General features: G+C 71.5%; 13 protein-coding genes. 9 read left to right on the top strand and 4 right to left on the bottom strand.

Features of this window, described 5'->3' with window-relative positions:
- The first annotated feature begins 367 nt into the window (after positions 1-367).
- The 5 genes from FREUN1FDRAFT_RS33460 to FREUN1FDRAFT_RS45500 all read left to right on the top strand — a co-directional run bounded on the left by FREUN1FDRAFT_RS33460 (position 368) and on the right by FREUN1FDRAFT_RS45500 (position 6,981).
- Positions 368-1,663 (top strand): bifunctional o-acetylhomoserine/o-acetylserine sulfhydrylase, encoded by a 1,296-nt coding sequence (locus FREUN1FDRAFT_RS33460; protein ID WP_006544787.1) that lies wholly within the window; start codon positions 368-370, stop codon positions 1,661-1,663.
- The gene (locus tag FREUN1FDRAFT_RS33455; protein ID WP_006544786.1) at positions 1,660-2,994 is read left to right on the top strand and encodes a homoserine O-acetyltransferase; all 1,335 of its coding nucleotides are present in this window, start codon (positions 1,660-1,662) and stop codon (positions 2,992-2,994) included. The genes FREUN1FDRAFT_RS33460 and FREUN1FDRAFT_RS33455 overlap by 4 nt, the downstream gene beginning before the upstream one ends.
- Positions 2,995-3,241: 247 nt before the next feature.
- The gene (locus FREUN1FDRAFT_RS33450) at positions 3,242-5,167 is read left to right on the top strand and encodes a histidine kinase (protein WP_006544785.1); all 1,926 of its coding nucleotides are present in this window, start codon (positions 3,242-3,244) and stop codon (positions 5,165-5,167) included.
- Positions 5,164-6,552, top strand: a complete 1,389-nt coding sequence (locus tag FREUN1FDRAFT_RS33445; RefSeq protein WP_006544784.1) for a hypothetical protein — start codon at positions 5,164-5,166, stop codon at positions 6,550-6,552. Before FREUN1FDRAFT_RS33450 ends, FREUN1FDRAFT_RS33445 begins: the two co-directional genes overlap by 4 nt.
- Positions 6,553-6,822: 270 nt before the next feature.
- Positions 6,823-6,981, top strand: coding sequence for a hypothetical protein (locus FREUN1FDRAFT_RS45500; RefSeq protein ID WP_198144554.1), 159 nt, complete (start codon positions 6,823-6,825; stop codon positions 6,979-6,981).
- Between the two features lie 197 nt (positions 6,982-7,178).
- Here the strand turns inward: FREUN1FDRAFT_RS45500 and FREUN1FDRAFT_RS33435 are convergent, their stop codons facing one another.
- Positions 7,179-8,693 carry an MFS transporter gene (locus FREUN1FDRAFT_RS33435; RefSeq protein ID WP_006544781.1) on the bottom strand — a complete coding sequence of 505 codons (1,515 nt, stop codon included), beginning with the start codon at positions 8,691-8,693 and terminating at the stop codon, positions 7,179-7,181.
- Between the two features lie 126 nt (positions 8,694-8,819).
- On the opposite strand from FREUN1FDRAFT_RS33435, the gene FREUN1FDRAFT_RS33430 reads away from it, so the two are divergent.
- Both FREUN1FDRAFT_RS33430 and FREUN1FDRAFT_RS33425 read left to right on the top strand, forming a co-directional pair.
- On the top strand, positions 8,820-9,383 hold the full coding sequence (locus FREUN1FDRAFT_RS33430) for a MarR family winged helix-turn-helix transcriptional regulator (RefSeq protein ID WP_006544780.1): 564 nt from the start codon (positions 8,820-8,822) through the stop codon (positions 9,381-9,383).
- 89 nt (positions 9,384-9,472) lie between these two features.
- A complete protein-coding gene (locus FREUN1FDRAFT_RS33425) occupies positions 9,473-10,381 on the top strand; it encodes an NAD(P)-dependent oxidoreductase (RefSeq protein WP_006544779.1) in 909 nt (302 codons plus the stop codon).
- Positions 10,382-10,505: 124 nt separating this feature from the next.
- Here FREUN1FDRAFT_RS33425 and FREUN1FDRAFT_RS33420 read toward each other — a convergent pair whose 3' ends face one another.
- Positions 10,506-11,912, bottom strand: coding sequence for a selenium-binding protein SBP56-related protein (locus FREUN1FDRAFT_RS33420; protein ID WP_006544778.1), 1,407 nt, complete (start codon positions 11,910-11,912; stop codon positions 10,506-10,508).
- 257 nt (positions 11,913-12,169) lie between these two features.
- Here FREUN1FDRAFT_RS33420 and FREUN1FDRAFT_RS33415 point away from each other — a divergent pair, with 257 nt between their 5' ends.
- Complete coding sequence (locus FREUN1FDRAFT_RS33415; RefSeq protein WP_006544777.1) at positions 12,170-13,606, top strand: FAD-binding oxidoreductase; 1,437 nt, start codon at positions 12,170-12,172, stop codon at positions 13,604-13,606.
- Between the two features lie 72 nt (positions 13,607-13,678).
- Complete coding sequence (locus FREUN1FDRAFT_RS47580) at positions 13,679-14,002, top strand: SAM-dependent chlorinase/fluorinase (protein ID WP_255348248.1); 324 nt, start codon at positions 13,679-13,681, stop codon at positions 14,000-14,002.
- Here FREUN1FDRAFT_RS47580 and FREUN1FDRAFT_RS33410 read toward each other — a convergent pair.
- Positions 13,922-15,301, bottom strand: a complete 1,380-nt coding sequence (locus FREUN1FDRAFT_RS33410) for a pyridoxal phosphate-dependent aminotransferase family protein (RefSeq protein WP_006544776.1) — start codon at positions 15,299-15,301, stop codon at positions 13,922-13,924. The genes FREUN1FDRAFT_RS47580 and FREUN1FDRAFT_RS33410 overlap by 81 nt on opposite strands.
- A gap of 268 nt (positions 15,302-15,569) precedes the next feature.
- Positions 15,570-15,886: VCBS repeat-containing protein (locus FREUN1FDRAFT_RS33405; RefSeq protein ID WP_006544775.1), on the bottom strand; the 317-nt coding region annotated here is incomplete at its 5' end.

Genomic DNA, 15,886 nt, shown 5'->3' with positions numbered 1-15,886 from the left:
CGATAAAGTAAACTTACTCCGTGACGTGGAGTACGCATGGCAGGACACGTCACAGCCTGCCGCCGGGCGCTCCCGGTGGCGACACCGGGCGTGTATCCGAGCAATTCCACTCCGTGCGCGGCATCCTTCTTGCGGTCCGCCGGACAGCGTCACGCCGGCTATGCGGCGAACGACCGATCAGCCGGGACCAACGGACCTGCTTCCGGGGGCCGTCGGGGCCATGGGATGGGACCGGGCGTGCGGCCGGGCCGGTGACTCGGCCGGCCGCGGCTGGCTGCGCCCGTCCCTGCCCGGGCGCGAGCCCGGTGTCTCGTTCGAGAAACGCCGATCGTCCCGCGCACCACTCACCGCCAGAGGGGAATCCGCCATGACCGAGCCGACCTGGTCGTTCGAGACGAAGCAGATCCACGCGGGCGCCCAGCCCGATCCGACGACCGGGGCGCGCGCCGTCCCGATCTACCAGACGACGAGCTTCGTCTTCCGTGACACCGACCACGCCGCCGCCCTGTTCGCGTTGGGGGAGCCCGGCAACATCTACACCCGCATCATGAACCCGACCCAGGACGTTTTCGAGCAGCGCGTCAACGCCCTCGAGGGCGGCGTCGGGGCGCTCGCGACGTCCTCCGGGCAGGCGGCGGAGACGCTGGCCATCCTCAACCTGGCCGAGTCCGGTGACCACATCGTCAGCTCCGCGAACCTCTACGGTGGGACGTACAACCTGTTCCACTACACGCTGCCCAAGCTCGGGATCTCGGTCTCGTTCGTGTCGAACCCCGACGACCTGGACGAGTGGCGGGCCGCCGCCACACCGCGGACCAGGGCCTTCTACGGCGAGACGATCGGCAACCCGCGCTCGGACGTCCTCGACACCGCCGGCGTCGCCGCGGTCGCCCACGAGGTCGGCGTGCCGCTGATCGTCGACAACACGCTGGCCACCCCTTACCTGTACCGGCCGTTCGAGCACGGAGCCGACATCGTCGTCCACTCGGCGACGAAGTTCATCGGCGGGCACGGGACGTCCATCGGCGGGATCATCGTCGACGGCGGTCGGTTCGACTACGGCGCCAGCGGGCGCTTCGCCAACTTCACCACGCCCGACCCCAGCTACCACGGCCTCGTCTACTGGGACGCGCTCGGTCACGGCAGCTACATCGCCAAGGCCCGGGTGCAGCTGCTGCGCGACCTCGGCCCGGCCGTCGCGCCGCTGAACTCGTTCCTGTTCCTGCAGGGCCTGGAGACGCTGTCGCTGCGGATGGACCGGCACAGCGCGAACGCGCTGCGGGTCGCGCAGTGGCTGCAGGACCGCGACGAGGTCAGCTGGGTCGCCTACCCCAAGCTGCCGACGTCGCCGTGGTATCAGCGGGCGAACGAGGTGCTCCCGCTCGGCGCCGGCGCGGTGCTGGCGTTCGGGATCGTCGGCGGGGCCCAGGCCGGGCGGAAGTTCGTCGAGGGCCTCGAGCTGTTCAGCCACCTCGCCAACATCGGCGACGTCCGCTCGCTGGTGATCCATCCGGCGACGACCACCCACTCGCAGCTCACCGAGGCCGAGCAGGCGGCCACCGGGGTGACCCCGGACCTGATCCGGCTGTCGGTGGGCATCGAGGGCATCGACGACATCCTCGCCGATCTCGACGCCGGCTTCCGGGCCGCGAAGTCCGGATGACAGCCCAGCCCCAACAGCCCCCATCGCTCGAGGCCCGACCCGGCGAGGCCCGACCCGGCGAGGCCGCATCCGCCGCCGCGCGCCCGGAGCAGGCTGATCCGGACACCGGTCCGGACACCGGTCCGGACACGGATCGGCACACGGATCGGCACACGGATCGGCACACGGATCGGCACACGGATCGGCACACGGATCGGCACACGGATCGGCACACGGATCGGGACGGCGCCCGCCCGGCTCGCGCCGGCTGGCAGCCAGGTGATCCGGTGGGACGTCGCCGGTTCGCCCGGCTGGCCCGGCCGCTGGACCTGGAGCGCGGCGGCGCGCTGCCCGAGGTGACCGTCGCCTACGAGACGTGGGGCCGCCTCGCCCCGGACCGGTCGAACGCCGTGCTGGTGCTGCACGCGCTCACCGGGGACAGCCACGTCGCCGGCCCGGCCGGCCCGGGGCATCCCACCGCGGGCTGGTGGGGAGCGCTGGTCGGACCGGGCGCCGCCCTCGACACCGATCGCTGGTTCGTCGTCTGCCCGAACGTGCTGGGCGGCTGCCAGGGCACGACCGGGCCGGCGTCCGCCGCCCCCGACGGCCGGCCGTGGGGCAGCCGCTGGCCGGAGATCACGGTCGGTGACCAGGTCCGCGCCGAGGAGGGACTGGCGGACGCGCTCGGGATAACCCGCTGGGCCGCGGTCGTCGGCGGCTCGATGGGCGGCATGCGGGCGCTGGAGTGGGCGGTGGGCCGGCCCGAGCGTGTCGCCCGCGCGGTCGTGCTCTCCTGCGGCGCGGCGGCGACGGCCGAGCAGATCGCGCTGTACGCCACCCAGCTGGCGGTGATCCGCGCCGACCCGCACTGGCACGGCGGCGACTACCACCACCTCCCGACGGGCCTGGGCCCGCGGACCGGACTGGCACTGGCCCGGCAGATGGGCCAGGTCAGCTACCGCAGTGAGGCCGAGTTCGCGCACCGTTTCGGCCACCGGGTCCAGCCGGACGGCCGCTACGCCGCCGCCAGCTACGTCGAGCACCACGGGCACAAGCTGGTCCGCCGCTTCGACGCCGGAACCTACGTGACGCTGACCCTGGCGATGATGAGCCAGGACGTCGGCCGCGGCCGGGGTGGGATCGCCGCGGCGCTGCGCGGCGTCACCGTCCCGGTGACCGTGGCGGGTATCGACAGCGACCGCCTCTACCCGCCGCGGCTGCAGGCCGAGCTCGCCCGGCACCTCGGCACGCAGGCGGTCATGGTCCCGTCCGAGTTCGGCCACGACGGTTTCCTGCTGGAGTCGGCCGCGGTCGGCCGGATCGTGGCCGCGGCGCTCGGACCGACCGACTGAGATCAAATGAGATCAAATGAGATCGACTGATTTCGGCTGAGGTCGGCCGGGAGGGCCGGGGAATCCCGGTGTCAGTAGATGTCCTGATGTGGTCTCGCGGCGGACGGCGGTCATCTGCGTGGGACGATCGTCACGCGTGGCGGCGAACCCGGGGCACCGAGCGTTCGTCCCGCGCCTGTGGAGGTGCGGTGGCTCGCCGGTGGTGGCCGGCGGTGGTGGCGTGGAAGGGACCGTGGCAGAAGGGACCGTGGCAGAAGGCAGCGCGTTGACGGCGTCCGCGCCGGTGCGACTCGGTCGTATGCACGCCCGTGCGATGGGCGCCCGGCCGCAGGCCTGGGCACGGTTTCGGCGTCCGGCCGCCGCGGTGGCCTGCGGCGCGCTGACCGCGGTGCTCGCGCTGGCCGCCGGCTGGCCGTTCTGGCGCGGCGAGCCCGCGCTCGCGGCCGTCAACGCCTTCGTCGCCGGCGCGTTCGTCAGCTCCGGGGTGCTGCTCGTCGACATCCCACTGCTGCGCCGTACCGGGGTTCTCGTGCTGGCCTCCGGCGTCTGCTGGGCCCTCACCTGGCTGTTGTGCCGGGAGAGCGGGCCGCGCCCGGCGCTGGGCCTGTTCACCAACGCGCTGTTCTTCGTCGCCTTCGCCTGGGGTGTGCTGCTCTACCCGGACGGCTGCCTCACCGGGCGGGCCGACCGGGTCGTCGGCACCCTCACCACCATCGCCTACGGCCCGCTCGTGGCGTTGTCGATGGTGGTGTCCGAGCCGGAGTGGAACGGCTTCCCGGCGCAGGCGTCCTGGCCGACGCTGTGGGCCGGCCAGGCCTTCTTCGGGTTCATCTCCGGGCTGTACGTGGTGATCAATGCGGCGCTGGCGATGGCGTTCGTGGCGCTGCTCGCGCGCCGGTGGAGCAGGCTCTACGGACTGGAACGGTCCGTCGTCGCGCCCGCGCTCGGCACGCTCGGCGTGGTCGCGCTCTGCCTGGCCGCCCTGTCGCCGACGCTGTACAACCGGGAACCGGGTCATGTGGCCGAGGGCGTCGCCTGGCAGGGCGTCGCCCTCGCGGTGCTCCCGCTGGTGCTGGTGAGCTGCGAGCTGTGGCGCGCGGTCGCGGTCGCGACCGCGGCGGACCGGATGCTGCGCTCCAGTGGCGGCGCCGCGACGGTGACCGTGGTCCGCGACGCCCTGCGCCGCGCCCTGCGTGACGACACCGTCGAGGTGTACTTCTGGCTCGCCGACGAGCGGCGTTTCGTCGACATCGCCGGGCAGCCGGCCACCTCCGCACCCGAGCCGGGCGCTGTACCCGCTTCGGGCCCCGTATCCGCTTCGGGTACCGCACCCGGTCCGGGAGCTCCGGTGCCGCCGCGCCGTGGCGCGCCGGCGCTGTGGTCCCAGCCGGTGACCGCGCCGTCGGGCGAGCTGTTCGCCCTGGTCACGGGCCGGTCGCCGGTGCTGCGTCGGCATGGCGCGTTCACCGGGGCGGCGCTGCGGACCGCTCGGCTCTCGCTGCAGAACGCCCATCTGCAGGTGACCATCCAGGCGCAGCTCGTCGAGACGCGGGCGGCGCGGCGGCGGGTCGAGGAGGCGGAGGCAGCCGAACGCGGCCGCATCGCGCGCGACCTGCACGACGGCGTGCAGCAGCGGCTGCTCGCGCTGGCGATGCTGGTGAGCGTCGCCGAATGGTCCGCCGACGACCCGACGGCCGCCGCCGCGATGTTCGGGGACATCCGGGCCGGCCTGCTCGCGGCGAACGACGAGGTCCGCACCATCGCCCGCGGTCTCGACCCGGAGACCCTGCGCACCGCCGGCCTGGTGGCGGCGGTACGGCAGGCGGCGGCAAGGCTGGCGCTGCCGGTGGAGGTCGACGTCGCGCTCGGGCGCGGCGGGCCCTTCGGGGACGTCGCCGAGCGCACGGTCTACTTCGCGGTGTCGGAGGCACTGGCCAACGTGGTCAAGCACGCGCGGGCGACGACCGCCCGGGTGCGGCTCACCGAGCGACCGGGTGGGCTGGTCGCCGAGGTCAGTGACAACGGGTGCGGCGGCGCGGTGGAGCACCCGGCCGGCGGGCTGGCCGGCCTGCGTGACCGGGTCGCGGCGGCCGGCGGCGAGGTGCGCCTGTCCAGCCCGGTCGGTGGCCCGACCACCGTGATGGTCATCGTGCCCACTGGCGTCGCGTCATGACGGTCGGGCGGGTGCTGCCGCGGGCGTTCGCCACCGGCGGCGTGGTCGGGGTGGCGGTGCTGGGCGCCGGATGGCCGTACCTGCACGGCGCTCCGGCGCTGGCGGTGGTGAACGTTCTCATCTCCGGTGGGCTCGCGACGGCCGGCACGGCGCTGATGGCCTCGGCGCCGACGCGGCGCGCGGGTGTCCCGCTGCTCGGCGCCGGCGTGGCCTGGGTCGCGACCTGGGCGATGAGCTGGAACCACACGCTCCTGCCGCTGCTGGGGATCGCCGGGAACTGCTCCTTCTACCTCCTGTTCGGCGTCGGGCTGCTCGGCTACCCCCACGGGCGGCTGTCCGGCCTGGCGGACCGCGTGTTCGTCGCGCTGGCCGGCCTCGCCTTCGGGCCGTTGATGGCGGTGAGCGTGCTGACGTCGCGGCCGGAATGGAACGGCTACGGGCCCGATGTGTGGTGGCCCGGCTGGTTCGCGGACCTGCCCACGTTTCAGACGATCAGTGACGCCTACCAGGTCGTCAACCCGTTGCTCGCCTGCGGGTTCGCGATCGGGCTGGTCCGCCGCGTGCGCGTGCTGCGCGGCCCGGAGCGTGCCGCGGCGCCGCTGGTCCTGGGTGCGGTCGCGGTCGCGGGCATCGGCGTGGCCCTGGTGGCGCCGCCCATCGACGTCGACGACCTGGACGGCGTGATGCGTGGCATCGAGGCGCAGAGCGTCGTCCTCGCCCTGCTCCCGGTGGCGTTGGGGATCGCCGCCGCCCGGCGGGCGCTGGGGGTGGCCACCGCCGCCGACCGGGTGCTGCGCCTCGCGGACCCGGCGACGATCGCCAGCGTGCGCGACGCCCTGCGGACCGTGCTGAACGACCCCACCGTGGAGCTGCGGTTCTGGCTGCCCGACCTGCAGCGCTATGTCGACGTCGACGGCCGCCGGGCCGGCCTCGACGCCGGCGTCGAGGCCGGCGCCAGGTGGACCCGGGAGGTGCGGACCCGGGACGGTGCTCCGCTCGCCGTGGTGACCGGTGATCCAGCCCTGGGTCAGCACGGGGCCTTCACCGGCGCCGCGTTGCGCGCCGGGCGGCTCGCGCTGGAGAACGCACAGCTGCAGGTCGCGGTGCGGGCGCGGCTGGTGGAGACGCATGCGGCCCACCTGCGGGTCGCCGGGGCACGTGCCGCGCAACGCCAGCGCCTGGCGCACGACCTGGGCGACGGCATGCAACAGCGGCTGCTGGACCTCGCGCACGTCGCGGCCGGCGCCCCGGCCGCTGACCCCGCCCAGACCCGCCTGGTGCTGCGGCACCTGCACGAGGGGCTGCTCGCAGCCAACCAGGAGGTTCGTGACCTGGGCCGTGGCCTGCGCGCCGGCGACCCCGCGCCCGGCGGTCCGACCTCCTGAGAAGACCGGCCCACCGTCGCGCTCGGGGTGGCAGTCTCATGTGGCATGGACAGCGGTGATCTTCCGGATTCCGGGGTGAATGAGGAACTGGATGAGGGGAGCGGCCCGAGGTGCCCGCGGTGCGCGGAGACGCTGACCCGGCTGGAGGTTGTGCACCGGCGGAACAACTGGGGTGGCTTCGCTCCGCGACCGAGGTCCGAACGGTGGTGGGAGTGCCGGCGGTGCGACTGGGTTGGTTACGAGCCCCGGCAGGGCGGAGCCCTGACGGCGATGCGACGTCTCGCGGGCGAGGAGGGAACCTGCTTCTTCTGCGGCGAGGACGAGGCCAACGTCGTCAGCGCGCCCTCGGACGACAGCGACGGCTGGCGCCGGGACTGGCTGGTGTGCCTGGTCTGCGGCACGAGTAACCCACGTCGCTACAGGTCCTGAGGGCACGCTCCGCGAAGTGGATCGCGAGCGGACTCGGTGGTCCCTGCGAACGACGAGATGAACCAGATGCGGGGTCGGTGCCGCCGGCGGCGGTTCCGCGGAATCGGCCGGACAGGCAGCGGGAACAGTCGCGGCCCCGGGCTGGGCGACCTGCAGGTCGCCCAGCCCGGGGCCGCGGAGTGCCTACCGGATGCCGATCAGCCGGCGTGGATCGGCACCCCCTCGCCCTGCGGGATGTCGTCCCGGCCCGCCCGGACGAGGAAGAGGACGGTGAGCAGGGCGAGCCCGATCATCACCGCGCTCCAGACGAACGAGGTGGTGTAGCCCTCGACCGCCGCCTGGGCCTGCGCGGCCGGACCGGTGCCGTGGCTGGTGAGGTAGTCGGTCACCGCCGTCGCGTAGACGGTGTTGAGCAGCGCCACACCGAGGGACCCACCGACCTGCTGGGTGGTGTTCACCAGCGCGCTGGCCACACCGGCGTCATGCTCGGCGACACCGAGCAGCGACACGCTCGACATCGGCACGAAGGCGAGGCCCATCCCGAAGCTGATCAGGAGCTCGGCCGGGAGAACGTGGCTGGCATAGCCGGTGTCGACGCCGATCTGGGTCAGCAGCACCAGGCCGCCGACGGCGAGCGCGCTGCCGAGGACCATCAGGATCTTGGGGCCCGTCCGGGGCAGGAGCTGGCTGGCGATCCCGGCGGAGAAGATGATGCCGGCGCTGAAGGGCAGGAAGGCGAAGCCGCTGCGCAGCGCGCTGTAGCCCAACGTCTGCTGGAAGTAGAAGGTGAGGAACAGGAACATCGCGAACAGCCCGCCACCGATCAGCATCGAGGCGAGGAAGGACCCACCGCGGTTGCGCTCCAGCGGCACCCGCAGCGGCAGCAGCGGGTTGGCCGTCCGGGCCTCGATCACGACGAACGCGGCGATCAGCACGAACGCGCCGACGAGCAGGCCGATCGTCTTGCCCGATCCCCAACCGTCCTCGGCGGCGACGGTGAAGCCGTAGACCAGGGCGAGCAGACCGCCGGTCACCGTCACCGTGCCCGGGATGTCGTAGCTGGGCGTGCCCTCGGCCTTGCTCTCCCGCACGATGGGCAGCGCCGCGGCCGCGGCGGCCAGCGCGATCGGGACGTTGACCAGCAGGCACCACCGCCACGATGTGTACTCGGTCAGCAGCCCGCCGACGATGAGGCCGATCGCGGCACCGCCGCCGGAGATCGCGCCGTAGACGCCGAACGCGCGGGCGCGCTCCTTGCCCTCGGTGAAGGTCACCGTGATGAGCGACAGCGCCGCCGGCGCCAGCAGCGCGGCGCAGGCTCCCTGCAGGGCCCGGGCCGCGAACAGCAGCTCGGCGTTCGGGGCCGCGCCACCGAGCGCCGAGGCGCCGGCGAACCCGATCAGGCCCCAGATGAAGATCCGCTTGCGGCCGAGGAAGTCGGCGATCCGGCCGCCGAGCAGCAGCAGGCCGCCGAAGGCGAGCGTGTAGGCAGTCATGACCCACTGCCGGTCGGCGGTGGAGATTCCCAGGTCGGCCTGCGCGTGGGGGAGCGCGATGGTCACGATCGAGGCGTCCAGCACGACCATCAGCTGGGCGATGGCGATCACGCTGAGCGCGACCCAGCGGCGGGGGTCGAGGTGCGCCCCCGGCTCTGGTGACCCGACCGCGGCGGTCGGGGAGCCGCCGCCGGCGACGTCGGTGGATGCGGTCACGAAGATCTCTCCTGATGTCTGGGTGTGATCTGTCGGAGTGGCCACCGAGGCGGCCGGGATGCTTGGCAGCCGAACAGTACGTCACCGAATAGTACCGGACCAAACTAATTTCTAGGCGGGCGGGCGGTGATCAAATACACTCGTGTCGTGGACGATGGGTGGGACATATGCCCTGGGGAGCCGGCGGACGTATGCCCTGGCGGGCCGACGCCCGACAAGGTCGACGACTTCGTCGAGCAGTGGCAGCGCGAGCGTCCGGACCTCGATCTGAGCGCCATGGCGCTGTTCGCGCGTATGAAGATCTTCGTCGCGGCCCTCGCGACGGCCATGAACCGTCCGCTCGACCAGCACGGTCTCACGCCCGGCGACTTCGAGGTGCTGGGCGCGTTGCGGGCAGTCGGTCCGCCGTGTGTGATGATCCCCTCCCAGCTCTCCGAGCAGCTGATGATGTCGCGGGCCGGCATCACCAGTCGCCTCGACCGCCTGGAGACCGCCGGCCTGGTGGAACGCCGGCTCGACCCGTCCGACCGGCGCAGCTTCCGGGTGGGCCTCACGGACCGGGGGCGCGTCGCCATCGACGCCGCGTTCGCCGAGCACATCGCGAACTTCACCCGGCTGGCGAACGCGCTGACGGCCGAGCAGCGCGAGAATCTCGATGACATCCTGCGGACCCTGCTGCGCGCACTGTGAACACAGCCGGTGCGGCCGTGCGGTCGCGGGGCACGTCCTGATGGGCGGTAGGGCGGATGGGTGACGGGGACGGACAGGAGCGCGTGGACATGAAGGTGGCCTTCATCGGCCTGGGCACCATGGGCTTCCCCATGGCCGGGCACCTGACCGGGGCCGGTTTCAGCACCGTCGTCCACAACCGCACCGAGGCGACCGCCCGCCGGTGGGTGCAGCGGTACCCCGGCAGCTCCGCACCCACCCCCGCCGAGGCCGCGACCGGCGCGGACGTCGTCTGCGTCTGTGTCGGCGCCGACGACGACGTCCGCCAGGTGCTCACCGGGCCGGCCGGGGCACTGGCGGCACTGCGGCCCGGCGCCACCATCGTCGATCATTCGACCACGTCCGCGGAGCTGGCGGTGGAGATCGCGCGCCACGCCGCCGAGGCCGGCGTCGGCTTCGTCGACGCCCCGGTCTCCGGCGGGCAGGCGGGAGCCGAGGCCGGCCGGCTGAGCATCATGTGCGGCGCCGACCCGGAGGTGCTGGAGACCGTCCGGCCGGTGCTCGCCGCCTACGGGGCCACCATCACCCGCATCGGCCCGGTCGGCAGCGGCCAGCTGACGAAGATGGTCAACCAGATCCTCGTCGCCTCGGCGATCGCCGGCGCCGCGGAGGCCCTCAACTTCGCGATGGCGGCCGGCCTCGACACCGATCTCGTGCTCGACGCGGTCGGCGGCGGCGCGGCCAGCTCCTGGTACCTGAACAACCGCGGCCACACCATGGTCCGCGACGAGTTCGACTTCGGCTTCGCCGTCGACTGGATGCGCAAGGACCTGCGCATCTGCCTGGCCGAGGCGGCCCGCCGGGATATCCCGCTACCGTTCGCCACCCGGGCCGAGGCCGACTACGCGGCAGCCCAGCAGCGCGGCGACGGCGGCCTCGACGCCACCGCCGTCATCCGCCTGCGCCGAGCCGAGACACCGCAGACCGCCACCGAACCCATCACCACCGACGACGCCTGACGGCCGCACCGCCGTTTCCCCAGCCGGCGCCTGACATCGCACGCACGCCCATGACCTTGAAGAATCCGTACACCGGCTGGCGGGCACGCGCGGTGGCTGGCGGAGCGCACCCGGCGACACCGCGTCAGGGGAAGCAGTAGGAGTCGGACGAGGCGTCGCCGGCTTCCAGCCGGATCTGGTGCACGCGTCGGCCGCGGAAGTCGGCGCCGTGGGGGAAGAAGCGGACGTCCGGGCTGATCCCGCCCGCGTCCACGTCCGCATCAAGGCGTGCCATCCACGCGCCGACGCCGTCCGGGTAGAACTGGTCGTCCCACGCCGAGTACAGCGAGTTCGTCAGGTAGACCCGACGTCCGTCCCGGCTGATCTCGACCATCTGCGGCCCGCCCGCGAGCGGCTCGTCCGGGGCGGCCGGATGAGGGGTGCGGCGCGTGATCCCACCGAGGCGCACCGACCCGACCTCCCGTGGTGAGAACGGGTCCTGAACGTCGAACTGCTTGAGTTCTCCGGTTCCCCAGCAGGACACATAAAGCCATCGATCGTCGACGGACAGGTCGATGTCGGTTACCAGGGCGGGGACCGCGCCGAACGGACGGATGACCGGCGGTAGATCAGTCGGGTCCGCGGATTCGGGCGGAATCGTGATGACCTTCCGCGCGGCCCACCCGTCACCGTCGCGGTACCACAGCCACACCGACGCGGAAAGATCCGTGACGTTGGTGACGACGCCCGCGAAGCCGTGGGAGGCGCGTGGATCATGGGCCGGGCGCACCTCCAGCACCATCTGGTTGTCGTGCCCCAGATCGACGGTCTGCAGATGCTTACCGCTGCCAAGGTCCCAGAAGTGCAGAGCGTGGCCGTACTGCCGGCCGAGCAGGAGCTCTGCGCTGACCCCGTCCTCGATCATTGACGGCGTGCCCCACTCGGAGGTGACCGCCACTCCCTGCGCGAGATGCCACCACAGGTCGTACGCCAGGTACTGCGGGCCGCGGTCCTGTTCCCAGGGCCCGACCACCTCGAACGTGTCATGATCGAGCAGAGCCACCCCGCCGGGTCCATCGGCGCCGTTCGCCCCGCCCAGCGCCGACAGGTACAGACCATGCGGCCCGCAGTGGACGGTATGCGGCCGGGAGTAGCCGGCCTTGGCGGCGAGTTCGGCCGCCTCGATCGTGTGCACCAGGCGCGGGCTGCATGGATCCGGCCGGGTGTCCAGTACGTGGATCCGGGAGGACCGCAGCCCCGGGACGATGAGATAACGTCGCTCGAGGCTGCCGGCATGCCCGTGGTTGTCGTGGCAGAGCGCGCTACTGCACGCGTTCCAGCCGAAGTGGTGCAACTCGTCGCGGAGCCCTGGCAGGTCGGTCCAACCGGCGATCTGGCCATAGGACGACGAGGTGGAATCAACGTCGACCACGGTCATTGCATCCGATACGGTCCCTTTCGGATCGAACGCCACGACATAGGCCAGATGTTCCGGCGGGGCCGCCGCAGCATCGCCCGGCGAGCGGTAGAAAGTCGGATCCGGGTTGCTCACAGCCACTCCTCATCAGGACAACGGGGCGGTCCAGCTGGTCAGGTCGTTCAATCACGTCCGTCCGCGGTTCGAGATCGGCCCATCCAGCTACCCTCATTGCCCCGTTTGAAATACCGAAACCGGTGGCTGGACCGGACATGCCGGCACGCTTTGCGGCTCTCCGGTCGTAGCGCGAGCCTGTAGGGGTGGGTGACGCAGACCGGTGCTCACCGGTGCTTACGGGTGAGCACCGGTGAGCACGAGCGGAGGGACGCGCCATGTCGGCACAGGTGCTTACGCTGGAAGGTGAGCGGCAGACGCTCTCGGGCGAGACCGTGGAGGAGATCCGCGCGATCTTTCGCGGGGAGGTTCTGACCGCGGACGACGCCGGGTACGACGACGTGCGGGTCATCCAGAACGCCATGCTCGACCGCAGACCAGGCCTGATCATCCGGTGCACCGGGGCCGCTGACGTCGTCGACGCCGTCCGTCTCGCGGCAACGCGAAACCTGCTCGTCGCCGTCCGCGGCGGCGGCCACAGCATCGCCGGTACCTCCACGGCCGACGACAGCATGATGATCGACCTGTCGGCGATGCGGGGTGTCTGGGTCGACCCGGAACAGCGGCGTGTGCGGGTGGCCGGTGGTGCGACCTGGGGTGACGTCGACCGTGAGACGCAGCTGTACGGGCTCGCGGTACCCGGTGGGGTCGTGTCGACCACGGGTGTGGCTGGTCTGACGCTCGGTGGCGGAATCGGCTGGTTGCACCGCAGGTACGGGCTGGCCTGCGATGCACTGCGTGCGGCCGAGGTCGTGACGGCCAGCGGCGACGTCGTGCGGTGCAGCGCCTCCGAGCACGAGGACCTGTTCTGGGCGCTGCGCGGCGGGGGCGGCAACTTCGGCGTGGTGGCGTCCTTCGAGTTCGAGGCCTATCCGCTCGGCCCGGTCGTCTGGAACGGCATGGTCGCCTACCCGATCGAAGATGCCGCCGAGATGCTCCCCCGCTGGCGGGACTGGACGTCCACCGTCCCCGACGAGGTCACCAGTCGTGCCATGCTCTGGTCGCTGCCGGCGGTGCCGGCACTCCCGCCCGCCGTACACAACCGCGACGTGTTCATCGTGGCCGCCGTGTACGCAGGCGACCCGGACGAGGGCCAGCGGGCGTGTCGGGCGCTTGCCGAGTTCGGCCCGCCGCTCGCCGACATGAGCCAGGCCCTGCCCTACCGGGCAGCGCAGTCCTCCCTCGACGCCTTCTTCCCGAAAGGCGGGTTGCAGAGCTACTGGAAGTCCGTCTATCTGGACCGCCTCGACGAGGAGGCGACCGCGTTCGTGGCCCGCGTCGGCCAGGACCGTCCGCATCCGATGACCATGGTCCACGCGCCTCTCCTGGGAGGTGCCATGGCGCGGGTCGGGCCGACGGAAACCGCGTTCGGCGATCGCAGCGCCCGGTACATGCTGAGCCTCGACGGAAACTGGCTGGACCCGGCCGACGACGGCGCGAACATCCGTTGGGTGCGCGGTGCCTACGACGATGCCGTCAGGCTTCGGGCCGCGTCGGGCACCTACCTCAACTTCGGCGGTGACGCCGATCTCGACGACGCCGCCCGGGCACGGGCCTGGGGAAGCAACGTCGAGCGCCTTCGACAGGTCAAACGCAGTTACGACCCAAAAAACCGCTTCCGGCTCAACCCCAACATCCCGCCTGCTGAGAGCTGAGCAGACGCGCTGTCTCCGGGACGCCATGCCCGAGAACAATGGTCACGTCCACGTCCTTCGACATCACAGTGGGTGGCGTTGTCCGAATATCAGATCATCTCGTTTCTGACCGACTACGGCCTGAGCGAAGGTTTTGTGGCGACGTGCCACGAGGTGCTGCTCGGCATCTCGCCCGGCGTCCGGCTGATCGACATCAGCCATGTCTCAGCTGCTCCCCGGCCCGGCCTCGGGCCGAGGACCAACCAATGCCGAGTCCCTGCCGGGCATCGAGCGCGTGCGGACGGTGAAGGCGGATGTGTCGAGTCCGTGCTGTGCTCAGGCGGCCGCCTCGTAGCCTGCGACCACGTCTCCGCTGGTGGTCGCCAGCGGCGGCGGTGTGACGTCCTGCATGAATGACAGCAGCTGCTCCGGGGCGCTTTCGAGTGCGAGGCAATGCCGCAGCCCGTCCTCGAGGAGGGCGAAGTCCTGCGAGGTGTGCGCCGCGGTCGCGCAGAGGCGAAGCCGCGACTGCCCGGCCGGCACGGCGGGTGCCGGAACCGCCGAGGCGTAGATTCCGTCGTCGAGGAGGATCCGGGCCCAGGTGTATGCGCGGGCCTCGTCGCCGAGTATGACCGGAACAATGGGACTGGCGACCTCATGCGGTGTCCCGATGACGCGCCGGACGAGCTCACTCAGTTCGGCGGAGTTCCGGTGCAGCCTCTCGAGGTGTTCCGGTTCCGAAACGAGCACATCGAGGGTCGCGAGGATCGCGGCGGTGTTGGCCGGGGCGCTCGCGGAGCTGAACATGAACGGGGCGGAACGGTGCCGCAGGTACGTCGTCAGCGGGTTTGATCCCGCGACGAGACCGCCGACCGACGGAAAAGCCTTGGCCAGCGAGCTGGTGATGATGTCGATCTCCTGGATGTCGACCCGCTGCTCGGCGCAGGTACCCCGCCCGCCCGTCCCGAGCACGCCGAGCGCGTGTGATTCGTCCACCAGAAGGAAGGCGCCGTACCGCGCCTTCAGGTTGACCAGCTCCTTCAGGGAAGCCTGGTCACCATCCATCGAGTACACACCGTCGACGATCACGACCTTGCGCCCACGGTGCGCCCGATGCTCGGCCAGGAGCTCGTCGAGGTGCTCGGCGTCACCATGTCGGAAACGCCGCACGCGCACGCCGGCCAACTGACAGCCGTCGAGGAGGCTGCGGTGGGCGCGCTCGTCGACGAAGGCGACGTCGGCCTGGCCGAAAAGGCTGCTGATCGCGGCCAGGTTCGCGTCGTAGCCGCTGTTGTAGAGGACGGTGTCATCGGTCCCGAGCCAGGCCGCGAGCGCGGATTCGGTCTGCCGGTGCAGCTCGGTGGTGCCGGTCAGCAGCCGGACTCCGCCAGTCGTCGAGCCGAAGCGGTCGACCGCGTCGTGGACCGCCCCGACGATTTTCGGATGCCCGTTCAGGGCCAGATAGCCATATGTGCTGAAGGAGATCAGATCGCGGTCGCCGTACGCTGTCGGCCGCCCGCTCTGGCCGGCCAGCGGCAGCGCGAACGTGTACAGCCCGGCTTCTCTGGCCTGGTCGAGACGCCGGAACCACGCCCGGGCGGCCGGCAGATCAATCAGCCCGCCCGGCTCGATGGCCGCGCCATATCGCTGGCCCGGGGGCCACGCCGGGTACGGATCGGCGGTGTGGGATACGATTTTCTCGCGAGAGATGTTCATGTGACGCAGTCTCCGAATTCTCGGTTCTTTGAATTTTTGCCATTCTCGGTACTCGGCGCGTGGGCCGGCGGTGCCGCGCCGGGGAGTTCTCGTGGTGTGGCAAGTGGAATCCCCTGCCGCCCCGGCCAGCCGGACGCTTCCGTCCGGCTGGCCGGTAGTGCGGTCGGCACGACTCCGTGCCGTCGGAGCCTGGCCGGACTCCAAGGTCGCCGATCGGACGATGTCGTCGCGGCCATCGCCGTTGACGTCAGCGAGCTTGCGGCGATGCTCAGGCTTGCCGGTCGTCGGCGGCAAAGTCGAACTTGTTGATGACGAGTTTCGGTTCGGTGAAGGTGCCGTCGGTCTGGCCGAGTGAGACGATGACGCCGGCGTTGCCGAATCCGACGATGTCGGCGCGGTCGTCGCCGTTGATGTCGGCGAGTTCGCGTGGGTTTGTTTCGACTCGCCAGCCGCCGGCGTCCTGGGCGAAGTTGTTGATGACGAGTTTCGGTTCGGTGAAGGTGCCGTCGGTCTGGCCGAGTGAGACGATGACGCCGGCGTTGCCGAATCCGACGATGTCGGCGCGGTCGTCGCCGTTGATGTCGG

The sequence above is a fragment of the Parafrankia sp. EUN1f genome (assembly GCF_000177675.1).
Taxonomy (GTDB): Bacteria; Actinomycetota; Actinomycetes; order Frankiales; family Frankiaceae; genus Parafrankia.
The sequence above is the reverse complement of the archived record's forward strand: the minus strand, read 5'-3'. Positions and strand labels throughout refer to the sequence as shown.